Origin of the sequence: Vibrio sp. 10N.261.54.A5, assembly GCF_041471145.1 — a bacterium.
Classification (GTDB): Bacteria; Pseudomonadota; Gammaproteobacteria; order Enterobacterales; family Vibrionaceae; genus Vibrio; species Vibrio crassostreae_C.
In genome coordinates this window covers 39,181-55,115 of record NZ_JBFRNU010000038.1, presented here as the reverse complement: position 1 = coordinate 55,115, position 15,935 = coordinate 39,181, and the positions used below count along the sequence as shown (strand labels likewise).

At 44.2% G+C, this 15,935-nt stretch carries 14 protein-coding genes; 6 read left to right on the top strand and 8 right to left on the bottom strand.

The features are described 5' to 3' along the window. Nucleotides 1-249: 249 nt before the first annotated feature. Nucleotides 250-1,689, top strand: coding sequence for a sodium:proton antiporter NhaD (nhaD, locus tag AB4329_RS12285; protein WP_372138434.1), 1,440 nt, complete (start codon nt 250-252; stop codon nt 1,687-1,689). 14 nt (nt 1,690-1,703) lie between these two features. Here the strand turns inward: nhaD and AB4329_RS12280 are convergent, their stop codons facing one another. The 3 genes from AB4329_RS12280 to AB4329_RS12270 all read right to left on the bottom strand — a co-directional run bounded on the left by AB4329_RS12280 (nt 1,704) and on the right by AB4329_RS12270 (nt 4,146). Next, nucleotides 1,704-2,090, bottom strand: a complete 387-nt coding sequence (locus tag AB4329_RS12280) for a hypothetical protein (protein ID WP_372138432.1) — start codon at nt 2,088-2,090, stop codon at nt 1,704-1,706. Between the two features lie 171 nt (nt 2,091-2,261). Then, on the bottom strand, nt 2,262-2,744 hold the full coding sequence (locus AB4329_RS12275) for a methylated-DNA--[protein]-cysteine S-methyltransferase (RefSeq protein WP_372138430.1): 483 nt from the start codon (nt 2,742-2,744) through the stop codon (nt 2,262-2,264). A gap of 25 nt (nt 2,745-2,769) precedes the next feature. Further along, a complete protein-coding gene (locus tag AB4329_RS12270) occupies nt 2,770-4,146 on the bottom strand; it encodes an AlkA N-terminal domain-containing protein (protein WP_372138429.1) in 1,377 nt (458 codons plus the stop codon). A gap of 236 nt (nt 4,147-4,382) precedes the next feature. On the opposite strand from AB4329_RS12270, the gene AB4329_RS12265 reads away from it, so the two are divergent. Next, nucleotides 4,383-4,586 (top strand): hypothetical protein, encoded by a 204-nt coding sequence (locus AB4329_RS12265; protein ID WP_017061519.1) that lies wholly within the window; start codon nt 4,383-4,385, stop codon nt 4,584-4,586. A 183-nt stretch (nt 4,587-4,769) separates the two neighbouring features. Here the strand turns inward: AB4329_RS12265 and AB4329_RS12260 are convergent, their stop codons facing one another. Continuing rightward, nucleotides 4,770-5,660 (bottom strand): LysR family transcriptional regulator, encoded by an 891-nt coding sequence (locus AB4329_RS12260; RefSeq protein ID WP_017061518.1) that lies wholly within the window; start codon nt 5,658-5,660, stop codon nt 4,770-4,772. Nucleotides 5,661-5,814: 154 nt separating this feature from the next. Between AB4329_RS12260 and AB4329_RS12255 the strand changes: the two genes are divergently transcribed. Together AB4329_RS12255 and nagB are read left to right on the top strand one after the other, a co-directional pair. Beyond that, nucleotides 5,815-6,168, top strand: a complete 354-nt coding sequence (locus AB4329_RS12255) for a DUF413 domain-containing protein (RefSeq protein WP_017061517.1) — start codon at nt 5,815-5,817, stop codon at nt 6,166-6,168. A gap of 606 nt (nt 6,169-6,774) precedes the next feature. Then, nucleotides 6,775-7,575, top strand: coding sequence for a glucosamine-6-phosphate deaminase (gene nagB, locus AB4329_RS12250; RefSeq protein ID WP_017057618.1), 801 nt, complete (start codon nt 6,775-6,777; stop codon nt 7,573-7,575). A gap of 261 nt (nt 7,576-7,836) precedes the next feature. On the opposite strand, the gene AB4329_RS12245 is transcribed toward nagB, so the two are convergent. From AB4329_RS12245 to AB4329_RS12235, 3 genes are all read right to left on the bottom strand, one after another. Then, nucleotides 7,837-8,373: an MltR family transcriptional regulator gene (locus tag AB4329_RS12245; protein WP_198592367.1), complete on the bottom strand. Its 537-nt coding sequence runs from the start codon at nt 8,371-8,373 to the stop codon at nt 7,837-7,839. A 50-nt stretch (nt 8,374-8,423) separates the two neighbouring features. Beyond that, nucleotides 8,424-9,572: a mannitol-1-phosphate 5-dehydrogenase gene (locus AB4329_RS12240; RefSeq protein WP_009846102.1), complete on the bottom strand. Its 1,149-nt coding sequence runs from the start codon at nt 9,570-9,572 to the stop codon at nt 8,424-8,426. A gap of 183 nt (nt 9,573-9,755) precedes the next feature. After that, nucleotides 9,756-11,648, bottom strand: coding sequence for a PTS mannitol transporter subunit IICBA (locus tag AB4329_RS12235; protein WP_017061513.1), 1,893 nt, complete (start codon nt 11,646-11,648; stop codon nt 9,756-9,758). A 570-nt stretch (nt 11,649-12,218) separates the two neighbouring features. Between AB4329_RS12235 and AB4329_RS12230 the strand changes: the two genes are divergently transcribed. Both AB4329_RS12230 and AB4329_RS12225 read left to right on the top strand, forming a co-directional pair. Beyond that, the gene (locus AB4329_RS12230; RefSeq protein WP_017061512.1) at nt 12,219-13,085 is read left to right on the top strand and encodes a hypothetical protein; all 867 of its coding nucleotides are present in this window, start codon (nt 12,219-12,221) and stop codon (nt 13,083-13,085) included. Nucleotides 13,086-13,376: 291 nt separating this feature from the next. Continuing rightward, nucleotides 13,377-14,033 carry an NAD(P)H-dependent oxidoreductase gene (locus tag AB4329_RS12225; RefSeq protein ID WP_017061511.1) on the top strand — a complete coding sequence of 219 codons (657 nt, stop codon included), beginning with the start codon at nt 13,377-13,379 and terminating at the stop codon, nt 14,031-14,033. A gap of 437 nt (nt 14,034-14,470) precedes the next feature. Here AB4329_RS12225 and gltS read toward each other — a convergent pair whose 3' ends face one another. Then, nucleotides 14,471-15,697 (bottom strand): sodium/glutamate symporter, encoded by a 1,227-nt coding sequence (gene gltS / locus AB4329_RS12220; protein WP_017060972.1) that lies wholly within the window; start codon nt 15,695-15,697, stop codon nt 14,471-14,473. Between the last annotated feature and the right edge of the window lie 238 nt (nt 15,698-15,935).

Sequence of the window (15,935 nt, the reverse complement as noted above, 5' to 3'; positions counted from 1 at the left end):
ATCCGCGATGAACCTTTTTCTTTGGTCTTTGGTCTTTAGTCTTTAGTCTTTAGTCTTTAGTCTTTAGTCTTTAACTTAAGTGTGGAAGACAGTAATTTTGAGTATGTAAGACCGTATTTCGTTCACATCACAGTCTATTCCTTTCATTATAATCTATTGAATTATTAAGATATCTATCACACTGCACATGGTTATTTAGGTCTACTCTTTTACCCGTGTTAATAACTTATTAACTTCGGAGCGTAATCCATGTTAGGTATCCAGCTTTCTGCTGTTCTCTCTTTGTTACTCTTTTCTTCGGTAGCAGGTGCTGCCACTTCTCAGTTGGGAGAACCACTCAAGCTCACCAACTCATTCGCTGGCTACCTATCCCTGACCATTTTCGTTGTCGCCTACATCGTGGTGATGATGGAAGAGTACCTAAAGCTCCGAAAATCTAAGCCAGTGTTACTTGCAGCAGGACTGATCTGGATAATCATTGGTTTTATCTACCAAGAACACAACCTTGTTGATGTCGCTAAGCAAGCACTCGAACACAACTTACTGGAATACGCTGAGCTGTTACTTTTCCTACTCGTCGCCATGACCTACATCAGCGCCATGGAAGAGAGAAGACTGTTTGATGCGCTGCAAGCGTGGATGGTGGGCAAAGGCTTTAATTTCCGCTCTCTGTTCTGGCTAACCGGTATTCTGGCCTTCTTTATCTCACCGATCGCCGACAACCTCACCACAGCTCTATTGATGTGCGCCGTGGTTCTGAAAGTCGCAGGATCTAACCCTAAATTCGTTAACCTAGCCTGTGTGAATATCGTGATAGCCGCTAACGCTGGCGGCGCGTTCAGCCCATTCGGTGACATCACAACGTTGATGGTGTGGCAGGCTGGTTATGTGAGCTTCAGTGAATTCATTCCCTTATTTATTCCTTCCGTGATGAATTACCTCGTCCCTGCAATGATCATGTCTTACTTTGTTCCCACAACCCAACCCGACACGGTGCATCAGCACGTTGAATTAAAACGCGGTGCAAGACGCATCGTGTTGTTGTTCATCATGACCATCGGCACTGCGGTTGCTTTCCATGCCGTACTCCACTTCCCTCCAGTAATGGGCATGATGATGGGGCTGGCGTATCTACAGTTCTTTGGTTATTTCTTGCGTAAGACCTTACCAAATTCACTGGCGAAGAAAAAAGCGGTGGCGATTGCCAACAATGATGGGGGGGCATTGAAGCGACTCGGTTCAGTCGTGCCCTTTGATGTATTTCGAAGAGTGTCCCATGCCGAATGGGACACTCTGCTGTTCTTCTACGGCGTGGTAATGTGTGTCGGTGGCTTGAGTCTACTGGGATACTTGGAGCTTGCCTCTGGCGTGATGTATAGCCAATGGGATCCAATTTGGGCCAACATCATGGTGGGGATCTTATCTGCGATTGTCGATAACATTCCGGTGATGTTTGCCGTGTTATCGATGGAACCTCAAATGTCGATGGGTAACTGGCTACTGATCACCTTAACCGCAGGCGTTGGCGGCAGCTTGTTATCTATTGGTAGTGCGGCAGGTGTGGCGTTAATGGGCGCGGCGCATGGCAAATACACCTTCTTTGGCCACTTGAAATGGATGCCAGTGATCATGATTGGCTATGCCGTCAGTATCGCTGCACACCTATGGCTTAATGGCGATCTTTTCTAATTCGGAGATCTTTTCTAGTTCGAACTGTCTTTCACAGGCTTATCTACAAGTGTCCAGACGTTACTCAATTGTATCGCTGGACATTGGTTGCAAGTTAGAATCTCGCCCTTCTGTTGAATGCGCATCACTAGTCTAGAGTCAGTTCGGCTGCTTCCAGAATTGAATTCAATGGTGATCAAGTCATCATCAACACGATAGGTTCGAGTCACGGAATTATCCGTTGTTTGATAAGTCACTTGCCCGGATTCAAAAAGTAGATAACTGTCATTATCTGCGTTCTCATACATACCTTTGAACAGAGCAAGCTGTGGAACCTCGAAAGGTCGGCTGGTATCAGTTAAACAACCTGTCAGCAATAATGCAGAGCTGCAGCCAGATATTAGTAAGGGGAATCTATTCATTTGGGCATCCTTGCCTAGAGAACATAGTCAAAGAATATGCAAGCAAATCGATATTTCCCAGAAAGCGTTGATTTTAATGCAAAGTCATATTTTAAGAACCACTCGCCTTCACCATTAAGTAGTACGAGATATTCAGCCAGCATCTCGACAGGCTCATGGCTAAATCGCTTGCTAGTCTTGCTCTCTTCCCTCTATCACCAATAAGTGCTGTTTACGTTCTACGCCACCTGCATAACCCGTCAGTTTGCCGTTTTTACCAATCACACGGTGACACGGCACAATCACTGAAACCGGATTTTTGCCATTCGCCAAACCCACAGCACGAACGGCTTTCGGATTGCCTATCGCATCGGCCAGTTGTGCATAGCTCCAAGTCTCTCCATAAGGAATGGTCGTCAGCGCCTGCCAAACCGACTGCTGAAATGGCGTGCCCTTGGCTGCAATCGGCACAGAAAACTGAATAACTTCGCCCGAGAAATAGCGATTAAGCTGCTCGATAGCCAATGCAAAGATCGGAAAGCTATCATCTTGAACACCCAACGGTTCCGGCTTGGTGGTATGTGTCTCGAACCAAAGGCCGAGCAAGCCTTCATCGTTCGCCTGTAACGTCACGGTTCCCAATGGGCTCTCATAGTAAGTAAAACGGTTGTCCATGATATCTCCTAGCTTAGTATTCCGATTAAGACTGATTCCAACAGTGGAACGTGGCGTAACTACCCCAAGGCGAAACACTCTCCGTGTTGATGGCGGGGCGATGCTCAATAAACTTCTTCACCACCAAGTCACCAACCAACAGATGATTAGGTTCGCTTAACCCGCGAAGCAGTGCATATTGAATAGTCCAAGGCCCAATCCCTTTTAGCTCAATCCATTTGGAAGGATGCTCAGCTTCATTGTCGACCATGTATTCGGCAAAACGCTTTAGGGTCTCTTTGCGGCTTCCCGGCATTCTCAAGAAGCTAACATCAGCGTCCGCTATCTGTTTTGGTGTTGGGAAGCTGGCTTTCTCATGTTCATCAGAAAGCTCTTTGACCAATAAGTTAAGCTGACCAATCGCCGCGGTTACCGAAACTTGCTGTCCTAGAATCGCTCTCACGCCTGCCTCCCAAGCACTCCACACGCCAGGAATACGGATACCACTCTTAGCCACCAAGTTAGGATCGATAGTCGTAAAGAACGTCTCAACCTTGGCAATATCGACATCAAGATCAAACATACGGCGGATATTCGCAATCAAGCTTCTTAATTGGCTTATATCATCCAACTCGAATTCAATATCCAAGCGGTTATCTTTGGCTAAAGTCGCCTTGAACCAACCCTTTGACCCGTTCACATTTACCGTGCGCTTATAATAATCTTCGCCAACGCCTTCTAAGCCCTCAATCATTCTTCGTCGATAAAACCTCAACAAGTGGTTCCAATCTAAGGGTCCATGAAAACCAAGCTGAATATGATTACTCTGAGTGTCACTTGGCTTCGCTCGCCTAATTTGGCTTGGCGAAAGCTGCAGCTCTTTTTGAAAGGCATCATTAAAACGGCGCGTACTATTGAAGCCACTAGCAAAGCCGACATCAGTAATGCTCATGCTACTGGTGTGCAGCAACTGCTTGGCAAACATCAATTGACTGTACAGACTATATTGCTTGGGTGACACACCGATGTAATTGTCGAATAAGGTTCGTAAATAACGATCTGAAATACCTAACCGCGTTGCAAGGTCGACGATAGATCCTGAATTCAGAGCGCCATTATCAATCAACTGCATCGCACGTAAGAAAGTGGTTTCGACGCCCTTCCAAGCCGGCGAAAAAGGTGCGCTGTCTGGTCGACAACGTAAACAAGGACGATATCCCGCTTTCAATGCTTGAGCTTGATGGGAAAAATATTCGACGTTTTCTTCTTTGGGTGGTGTGGCTGGGCAAATCGGGCGACAAAAAATTCCTGTCGTTTTCACCGCTGTAAAAAACATCCCATCAAAGCGAACATCTCGTGCATATCGAGCCAAATGGCACTGCTCACTGGTTAAGCTGCTGTTGTGATTGATCTTTTTCGACATGCCGTACTCTTCCCACTTACCATAGCGTTTGATCCGATACCTAAAAGTTTACCGTGAACCACCATTGTCGCTAGCCACTTTCGGAAGCGAAGGTCAGATAAATCACAAAAAAGGGTTTTAATTTTATTCAATTCGACTAAATTTAACCTAGAGAGGGCATTCTTCTCACAACGTCAACGATCGGTACTTAGCACGCCAAGATGCAGAGACCTATCGAATATAAAAAGGAAAAGGCTATGGTTCTACACACATGTCGTATTGTTTTATCAAATCAACAGGTTCTCACCAGTCAATCAGTCGAGCAGTCTCTAAGCTTTCTTGAAGACAAAGCGGACAACGGGATTTCTATGATCGAGATTGACGCAACGGATGGCAATCAAATCCATTCGTACATGTCACACTCTCTTGAAGAGTCTATTGAGAATCTAATGAACCTATAGGGCTTTTAATAAAGGCTACACATACCAGGCCTAAACGATATTTATGGAATTAGAAACGATCTCTAGTTCCGAAAAGAAGTACATTTCTGGTTTAAAACAAAAATGGCTCCCAACTATACAATTAGTTGGGAGCCATTTTTTATTGAATCTAATCAGCAAAGCCACTGCTTACCGCGAATGCCGTTACTCAGGTGCTTGTTCAGCGGCTTGCTGCAATGTGTAAGCCGTCGATGGGTCAATCTCATTAACCAACTTCTCAACCTGCATGATCGCATCAACCGAGGTACTGCTTTTACGGTAGCTCAGATAAATTGGGAGATACCAGTCTTCAACCCCTTTCACCTTGTGCAGCTGACCCGAATCGATAAAAGGTTCGACTAGAGACACCGGAAGATACGCACTGCCGCCTTTCTCTAAAATGAAATCGAGGGCGATACGGGCTGTAGAGGTACGTAGGTACGGTGCTGGCACTTTAGGGTGACGTTCTGCGTGTTCAGAACCAAAGCGCGTTCCCCAATCCACATAAACATACTTATGTTGAAATACAGATTCCAGATCATCTTGCTGCGTTGATACCAACACCAAAACCAAGTCAGCGACTTTTTTACAGTTCAGCTCTTCTGCTTTGATCTGATCGAACGCGAAAGCCATATCTAAGGTTCGTTCTAACAAATTACGGTTCAGTTGCTCGCGCCCCATCACCTCTGCCATAAAGCCGTAACCACCAAAAGAGTCGGTTACCACACTTAAACAGTTTTGCAGATACGCATCCCAAATATTCGGCGTGCCGCCCAGCGTTAACTGCAAGGCTTTACCACTCTCTAACGACAGCTCAAATTTGGCTTGTTGTAGGGTGGACACCATCACTTCGGCATAACCAATCAAACGTTCACCGGAAGATGTGAGTTTGATGTTATTGCGGTCACGAATGAAGAGCTGAGTATCAAAATAGCCTTCAAGCTGTTTGATCCGCGCACTCACCGCCGCTTGTGTTAAATACAAGTTTTCAGCTGCACGCCCAAAATGGCGCACCCTTGCAACCTCAAGAAAGGTTCTAAATACTTTCACATCCATCAAATACATCTCTGTAATAAATCTGCTAACTAGCCGATCTAGGATTGTTTATCGTAAAGGCAAAAACATTTTGTTTCCTATTTTAGCCTTTTAACAATATTTTCGCGTGAGCAATAAACACTAATTTCTATCTAACCACATTACTGAGGCTGATATGTCTGAGACCGAATTCCGACACGGAAAAAAACGTTTTTATGACACCATTAAATTCCCGAGAGGGTTCGCTAAGTCGGGTGATTTTACTCTTTCAGAAGAGGAAATCCTAACCTTGTTTGGTGACACTATGCTTGCACTTGAAACTGGTGAACTAGCACCAATCAATGCAGAAGAAAAACACTTCATTAAAGTGTTGTCTCACCCTCATAAGGCAAAGTCCAAGTTAGAGCGTGTTTGGTTGAAGTACATTCAACTGGCTCGTGGACGCCGTCGCTTTCACACCCTAAACGGCTGCAAACGCGGCGACGTATCTAGGGAAGAATACGAAAGTGAGTTAGTGTTAGAAGATTAGTAAAATCGCTCAAAGTGATACCTCATCACTTTGGGCTTTTTTTTGCCTTCAAACACACATCTTCTTTGTAATTGGTAAGTTTAGCCAACCTATCCATTTTTACCAATATTTATATACAATTCATAGCGATAGCGTGACTAAAACACAGCTCTCGTTCAATCTTATGGGTATTCATCCCACTGAGATTCATCGTTCTTCATCCTGCCCCTGTCTTTTATCACGATAGCGCTCCATTGCCATCATTATTTTTCTAGTTTCAACTATACGCTCAACGCTTGTTTATACTCGAAACACGTTAATGCACCAAAATTCGTCAATGGTTCGAGCGATGCCATTATTGCAATAATCGTATCAAGGCATAGAAACACACCAACCCTTTCAGGTGCTGAATTAGATCAACATTGCTGTATATGACAAACGTATTAATCTTGTTTAACGCCACCAAATATCCATACAATAATTGTGCAATTTTGAGAGTTCCAGTCACAGTTACGACGAAAAAAGCAAAAACTTGACCTAAAACAATAGCGGAACTGGATAACTTATTTTATAATGCGAATTAATGTTTCAGAACACTATAAAATTTTATTTCTAGGGGCAAAATCAATGAGACTTATTCCATTAAGCAACAAAGCTAAAGTAGGTAAATGGGCTGCTCGTCATATCGCAGATTCAATCAACAAGTTCGCTCCAACGGCTGAGCGTCCATTTGTACTAGGTCTTCCTACTGGTAGCACACCTCTAACTACTTACGCTGAGCTAATTGAACTTTACAAAGCTGGCGAAGTTAGCTTCAAGCACGTTGTAACATTCAACATGGATGAGTACGTTGGCATCGACCCTAACCACCCAGAATCTTACCGCACATTCATGCACGAGAACTTCTTCAACCACGTTGATATCCAAGCAGAAAACATCAACCTGCTAGACGGCAAAGCTGAAGATATCGATGCTCACTGTGCAGCATACGAAGAGAAAATCCGTTCATACGGCAAAATCAACCTGTTCATGGGCGGCGTAGGCATCGACGGTCACATCGCATTCAACGAACCAGGTTCTTCTCTATCTTCACGCACTCGTATCAAAACGTTGACTGAAGACACTCGTATCGCGAACTCTCGTTTCTTCGATGGCGACATCAACCAAGTTCCTAAATACGCACTAACTATCGGTGTTGCGACTCTTCTAGATGCAGAAGAAGTGATGATCCTTTCTCTAGGCCACAACAAAGCTCAAGCGCTTCAAATGGCTATCGAAGGTTCTGTAAACCACATGTGGACTGTTACAGCTCTACAGATGCACCGTAAAGCTATCATCGTTGCTGATGAGCCAGCTCAACAAGAGCTAAAAGTTAAGACTCTACGCTACTTCCAAGAGCTAGAAGCTGAGAACATCCAAGACCTATAATTCCTATAGTCTTGAATAGCAGGGCGTTTTTATAAAGAGAGCGTCTTGAATAGAAAAAGCCACTGAATGTGGCTTTTTTTGTGCCTGCTGCTTTTGTATTTAATGGGAAGATATTTCGGATATTTTTTAGAAGCACACAAACAACAAAGCGATTTCTCCAACGAGAGAAACCGCCATCATTTTAATCTTTGTATTGAAACGAACGAACAGCTACAAGTTATGTAGGATGTGAAACAAGATAAGCAGAGCTGCAAACTAGAGCTAAGAGCTCAGCGCGTTATCTCGGCATAGGGTAGTGATAATGTCAGTGATAGCTAATACGATCGTCGACTTCACCTTTTGATTATGTCGCCCCAAGAACATTTCAAGCATTGGGCCAGACATCGTTTCCACCATCTCCGCGTCATATTCGATAGGCATAATACGCTGAATCGCGTGCACCTTGTTGAGCTCAAATATCACATCAACTTCTGTAAAGCTGGTGTCTTCACCCTGTATTTTCGCCCACTCTTTCAAGGTAACGAAAACCTCTAGATCGTCGTAGAGTTCTTTACTGATCACGCCAAGTCCGAGTAGCAACTTAGCACGAATCATGATCTCGCCTAACGGCCCACCACTGTTGAGAAGTGGCTCGACAACGAACTTAATTGCAGTGTCGTCTTTCTTAAAGATGTTTTTTAATACGGCATCTACCGTGTCGTCCAATGCATCATAAGCAGCCATTAGGCAGGCGCTAGCACTCTCAGCTTCCGAAAGGGCTTCGAGTAATTCAGTTTCATGGCTTGTTTGTATTGGCATAACGGCTCGACAATAAGAAAGTGCCACTGGTGTGGCACTTTGATGGTTTATCATTTCAATGCTAGATAAGCTTCTTCCGCTAGTTTAACAACTTCTGAGTCACTATTCAGCTCAGAATAATGCGCTAATGTCTCAGCAAAGCCTTTTTCTGCGAACATTGCTTGAAGTTCAACCGCTTGTGGGTCGTCTTCGTTCTTGTAATGGAACGCAGCAGCGATTGCTTTTACTAGGTGAGCATTCGGTAGGCCGTACTCTAATGTACCGTTTAGAGGCTTAACTAGGCGGTCTTGCGGGCTCAGTTTACGAATTGGCTGACGACCAACGCGGTCTACTTCATCACGTAGGAACGGGTTAGCAAAACGACCTAGAATCTTTTGGATGTAGGCAGCGTGTGCTTCTGGATCAAAGCCGTAACGCTTAATCAGAACCGCACCACTCTCTTCCATCGTCGCTGTTACTTCAGCGCGGATTACGTCATCTTCGATAGAGTCTTTAATAGTCTCATGACCTGCAAGCACACCAAGGTATGCCGTTACCAAGTGACCTGTGTTTAGCGTGAACAGTTTACGCTCAACGAAAGCCATTAGGTTATCAGTGCATTCCATTCCTGGGATGTTTGGAATCTCACCTTTGAATTGTGTTTGATCTACGATCCACTCGCTGAACGTTTCAACCGTTACCGCTAGAGGATCTGTTTCGCCCGCTTCTGCCGGTGGAACAATACGGTCAACCGCAGAATCAACAAAGCCAATGTGCTCTTCAGTGAACGCTTTCATTTCATCAGAAAGGTGCTCTAACACGGCTGCTTTTAATTGGCTAGTACCGCGAACCATGTTCTCTGCCGCGATGATGTTCATTGGTGCAGTGTTGTTTGCTGCTGCACGCTTTTCAATGCCTTGAGCGATAGACTTAGAGATGATTTTAAGAACCGTAGGGCCCACTGCAGTCGTCACAAGATCAGACTCAGCAATGCAATCTACTACTGCGCTTGTCGCTGAGTTTACTGCTGTCACGTTCTTAACAACTTCGACAACACACTCTTCGCCAACAATCTTAACTGGGTATTCTTGGCGTTCAATTAACGCATTTACAACCGTTTCATTTACGTCAGCAAACGTAACCTTCATACCAGCATCAGAAAGAAGCTTACCAATGAAACCACGACCGATATTACCTGCACCAAAATGTAACGCTTTCATAATTTTGACCTTATAAATATTTGAATCTAGATAGCTAACTGCTCAACAACATGCCTTGACGATGTGCCCTAGGCATTAAGCAGTAAGCTATTCAGACTGAATCTTGTTAGAAAGATTAAGACCGAAAATGAGGCCAGTAGGGGGATACCGGCCTCCTTCACTCAGGAGCTTGACTAGAGCTTTTTAGTTTCCGTTGAGAATACGTAGAACATCAGCAGGGTTTGTTGTGTTCTGTAGGCATTCCACAGCTTCTTCATCATCGAGTGAATTGGTAATAGCCATCAGCACCATGTTGTGCTCATCGCCTTGTGCGGCAATACCGATAACCATCTTCGCGATATCATCTTCATCTTCGCCCCACTGAATACCTTCAGGGTACTGACAGAAAACGATGCCGGTTTTTTGTACGTACTGTTTCGCTTCGATTGTGCCGTGTGGTACTGCGATAGACTCACCTAGGTAAGTAGACACAAGCTCTTCACGAGCAAACATGCCATCTACGTATTCTGGTGATACGTTGCCAAGTTTTACTAATTGTTCACCAGCAAACTTGATTGCGTCTTCTTTTTGAGTCGCTTTAAGGCCAAGGAAGATGCTGTCGTCAGTGAGTGCAAGCTTGTTGCCTTCTTGCGCTGGAGCTGCTGCAGGCGCCGGAGCTTCTACTTTCGCTTCACCACTTTGAGCATCGACAAGTTCAGCAACTAGTTGGTCGTATACACCGCCGTCTAGGAAGTTGCTTAGAGACATATGCATCGCACCTGGCACAGTGCTACGAGCACGGTCTGTTAGGTCTTTATGCGTAATAACGATTTGCGAATCAGCCGGTAGGTTGTTGATTGCGTAGTTGGTCACTTCAATGTCTAGGCCAGCTGTTGCTACTTTCTTACGTAGTAGACCCGCACCCATTGCACTTGAACCCATACCCGCATCACACGCTACATAAACTGCTTTTACATCCGCTAGGTTTACGTTTGCTTCTGATGCTGCACCTTTAGAAGACGCTTTCATGTCTTTCATTTGTGCAGAAGCTTTCTCTAGTGAATCTTCCTCATCATCTTGCGCTGATGTTTTAAGGAGGATTGACGCTACAACAAACGATACTGCCGTTGCTGCGATAACCGATAGAATCACGCCGATGTAAGAGCCTTTTGGCGTCATCAGTAAGACTGCGAAGATAGAACCTGGAGATGCTGGAGAGATAAGGCCAGAATCGAACACTACGTTAGTGAATACACCCGCCATACCACCTGCGATTACCGCAAGAATTAGACGTGGGTTCATTAGAACGTAAGGGAAGTAAATTTCGTGGATACCACCTAGGAAGTGGATGATAGATGCACCAGCAGCAGATTGCTTCGCGCTACCTTTACCAAACACCATGTAAGCAAGTAGAAGACCAAAACCAGGACCTGGGTTTGCTTCGATTAAGAAGAAGATTGAACGACCAATCTCTTCAGATTGCTGGATACCTAGTGGAGAGAAGATACCGTGGTTGATTGCGTTATTTAGGAATAGAATTTTCGCAGGTTCAACAAAAATAGATGCTAGAGGTAATGCACCTGCTTCTACCATTGCGTTTACGCCAGCAGCAAGTCCGCCAGATAGAATCTTAACCGCAGGACCAATCACGATGAACGCGATGATCGCACAGATCATGCCGATGATACCCGCAGAGAAGTTATTCACTAGCATTTCGAAACCACTCTTCACTTTACCGTGAACAGCTTCATCGAATTTTTTAATTGCGATACCACCTAGTGGACCCACAATCATTGCACCCATGAACATTGGGATATCAGTACCAACGATAACACCCATTGTCGTGATGGCACCTACTACCGCACCGCGGTCACCACCAACCATTTTACCACCGGTGTAACCAATCAATAGTGGCAATAGGTATGTAATCATAGGGCCAACCATTGATGCTAACGTTTCGTTAGGCCACCAACCGGTTGGGATGAATAGTGCAGTAATGAAACCCCACGCAATAAATGCGCCGATGTTTGGCATTACCATATTGGATAAGAAACGACCAAAGTTTTGAACCTTAATCTTTGCTTCTGGTGATAACATAGGTAGAACCCCGTAATGTATTGGTTGGTCAAATGACCGAAAGTGTGTACTCAAAAGTCGATTAAAATGTATCACAACATTTCTAAAATGCACCTTAGCCCAACTTTCGTGACAACCATCACACACGAAAAACACTTTAGGGTTAACAAGAGCACTTTAGATCACAAAAATACCATGAATTAAAATTACAAAGCCAAATTAATGAGAATAAATATCATTAACACAAGATCTAGATCACGCTTTATCTTGTAATACTTAAAAATAAATAGTGATCAAAATCACACTTAATAAAATATAGCATCTAAGATCTATATAAACCGTATAAAAGAACATCGTGTCACGTATAGAAAATATGCACCCAGATGAGCAGAATCGCTAATCATGTAATTTAATTACAGAAAGAACCACATTTCCCACAAAATCAAAATCAGACATGACTTTCTACTAAAAACATAGACCAGTGAGCAGCAGTTGGCATTAGTAGATGTGATATGGTACTCGCCTGTGCTATCACATCATGTATCTCACCAAAACCCATCAGCGGATCACTCTGCTATTTGAGAAAAGACTATGTCAGACAAAATTTCCACATCCGCACTCGCTAAACAAAAAGGCATAGAAGCTAAAACTTTATTTAGCGATCTAAAAACAGCGGGTTATATCGTGCGCTCACAAGAGCGTTGGATTCTCACAGAACGGGGAGAAAGCTTTGGTGGGGAATATGTCGAACACAAGAAGTTTGGTGTCTTTATTGTCTGGCCAGAGAAACTGCTTATCGATTTGGACTCATTCTCAGGAAAAACACTCACCGCCACCCAGCTTGGCAGTGCCTTTCAACTCAGCGCAAAGAAAATCAACTTACTGCTCAACGAGCTTGGTTGGATAACAAAAGAAGAAGACGGTTGGCATGTCACCTCTACAGGCTTAAAAGCCGGAGGTGAACAAAGAGAAGACAAAGCGACTCAAAACTTATTCGTGGTATGGCACGACTCATTGGTTCGCAATAAACGTTTAAAGCAGTCTGTTGTTGAATTCCTAGGGCATGATGCTGAAAGCCACTCGACCGATGTGTCATTCTCCAGTTTTCGTCAGAAATTTGAGGCGAAGCACCGAAGCTTAGACGGGCATTATGTTCGATCAAAGGGAGAGCTGATCATTGATAACTGGCTTTATATGGCAGGAGTGGTCCATGCGTACGAGCGTCCGCTTCCGATATCAAAAGAAGTGATCAGCGATTTTTATCTACCAAGTGGCAAAGTATACATCCAGTTCTGGGGAACTGATTCTGCGCCAATCGCCGAAAATAAACGTGAAGCTACGAGAAAAATCTATGAAGAGCATGGTTTTGGTTTAATCGAAATCACGCCAGAAGATATCCCCAACCTAGACAGCGTACTTCCGCCATTATTGCGCCAATATGGTATCAAAGCGTACTAAGCTACTGAATCTAGAGATTCCACCTCCATTAAGATCACACTTATTGAATCATTATGGACATTATTAACCATAGTGATTTGATATGTTCGCTATTTTTCCCGAGTCATTCTTCTATTATCTTACACCCATCGACTTGAGCTACCGCAGATACTCGATTTATTGGGGCATGTTCGATAACTATTTAGACGTTCAATCTATTGAGATTCGTTTAAATTGGTTATCCGTTTATTGTTGACGTAACTGAACATAAAACCCTACAACATTTATTATTGATAGATATTAGGATTCAACATGACTCATCCAATCATTACTGATCTAAACACTCGTTACACAGCTAAAAAATACGATGCAGAAAAGCGCATCTCTGCGGAAGACATGGAAGTAATCAAAGAAGCACTTCGCTTGTCAGCTTCTTCTATCAACTCTCAGCCTTGGAAATTCATCATCATTGAGAGTGACGCAGCAAAACAACGCTTCCACAATACTTTCGAAAACATGTTCCAGTTTAACCAACCACATGCGAAAGAAGCGTCACACACGATCCTGTTTGCTCACGATCCTAAGTACACTAAAGAGAAATTCGCGAAGCGTGCTGATACAGAAGTAAGCTCTGGTCACTTACCAGCTGAAATGTACGAGCAATTCTTAGGTGCTTACGCATTCGCAGAAATGAACACAGACGAAACAGGTTTCAACGGTAACTGGACTAAGTCTCAAGTTTACATCGCACTAGGTAACACACTGCACACACTAGCTCGTCTAGGTATCGCTTCAACACCTATGGAAGGTGTAGATGCAGCTATGATCAGCGAAGAGTTTGCTGACGAACTAGAAGGTCACGTTGTTGATGTAGCTCTAGCTATCGGCTACCACAAAGACGGCGAAGACTACAACTACGGCAAACCAAAAGCGCGCCTAGCTCTTGATGAAGTCGTTACAACACTTTAGGGCGTGTTGACCTTTCGTGGTTAAATTTTGTTCGGATGGGGACGCCTAGTCAAAAGCGTTTTAATCGCGGTGAGGGAGAAGTAGCCTAGTCATTCTAAGCAAACCTCCCTCAACAAAGAGTAAAACGCTTTTTGCGGGGGCGCCCAGCTCGAACCCTTCGGGCAGCGTTTGCTGGTCATTTCTACTGCGTTATCGGCTTCTCATGTAGGCTAGCTACACATCGATGCCTCTGCCTTGTATAAATACCCTGCAACTCACTGCAAAAATCAGCTCGAAAGATCAACACGCACTAGTTATTGATGTGACAGAGCCCTAACCGCAGGGGTATCAGGCAAGAAAACCTCGATAAACAAGAACAAAAAAAGCCAGTCAACAGACTGGCTTTCTTGTATTCATCTTAGTGCGATAAGCACATTGCGTTTAAGTAAAGGCGAACATTAACCGATAAACGAGATGTAACCCTGAAGGATAATCAGGTTAACGATATCGATAAAGAAGGCACCAACAATTGGCACCACCATGAACGCCTGTGGTGAAGGACCAAAACGGTTCACCAAAGAGCCCATGTTCATTACCGCTGTTGGTGTTGCACCTAGGCCGAAACCACAGTGACCACCTGCCATAACCGCTGCGTCGTAGTTAGAACCCATTACTTTGAACGTCACAAAGTAAGAGAAGATACCTAACACAACCGCCTGAACCGCCAGGATAACCAAGAACGGAATCGCAAGGTCAAATATGTTCCAAAGCTTAAGGCTCATTAGCGCCATTGCTAGGAACAGTGACAATGACACCGTACCAAGAATATCGACCGTTTCGCTGTCAGTCTTATGCAGCTTAGTCACTTCAAACACGTTAGTGATGAACACACCGATAAACAACGCGTAAACGAAGTCAGGAATCATCAACCAAGAAATTTCAAAAGTCGCCACCCACTGCTCTAGGTACTTCGCACCCGTGATACAGATAAGAAGGATGAACAACACTTCAATCACCTTCTTCGCCGTCACTTTGTCTTCTTCATACTCGTTGTAAGTAACAAGTTCAGGGAAGCGTTCATGTGTTTGCGTGCCAGTGCCGTACTCAGATTCAAGCTGGTTTTTATCAATCAGCTTTTGCGCCACTGGGCTACCGATAATACCACCGATGATCAAACCAAAGGTCGCTGAAGCCATCGCGATTTCTAGCGTATTTGCAATGCCAAACGTGTCTGCAAAAGTTTGAGACCAAGCCGCGCCTGTGCCGTGACCGCCCGAAAGGGTGATAGAGCCAGCAATCAAACCCATCAAGGGTTCAAGGCCTAGTGCCGTAGCTAAGGTTACGCCTACACCGTTTTGGATAATGATGTAAACCGACGCTACCCCTAAGAATAGGAATACCTTAGCACCACCTTTTATCAGCTGCGTGTAGTTCGCCGCAAGACCGACCGTTGCAAAGAACATCAACATAAACGTGTTCTGCAGGGGCAAGGAAAACTCAAGATCAAGGCCGTTAAAGTGCAGGGCTGTAATAGCAAAAGCGACAATCAAGCCGCCGACAATGGGCTCTGGAATGTTGTACTTTTTGAGAATCGGAAGCTTTGCATTGACGAAATGACCTAGAAACAAAACACTAATCGCGATTAGGAAGGATTCTAGTGGTCCAATTGAAATTAATTGATTCATATAACCTCTATTTTTTTACGTTCTCATCTTCCCTAATGAGTCTAGTTTTATCTGTAATTATTTGTGCTGCTCTACCTATATTTATACAAACTGGAGAGAAAGTGTGGATTCGAAAAGCGAACACATTACTGCGATCGCTTAGTACCATGTTAGTAGCACGTTAACTTTTATAGGAGATAAAAGGATTTGTGACAACAATCACCTCCTAAAAGTTGAAAACGGCGTGAGTATCTATGCC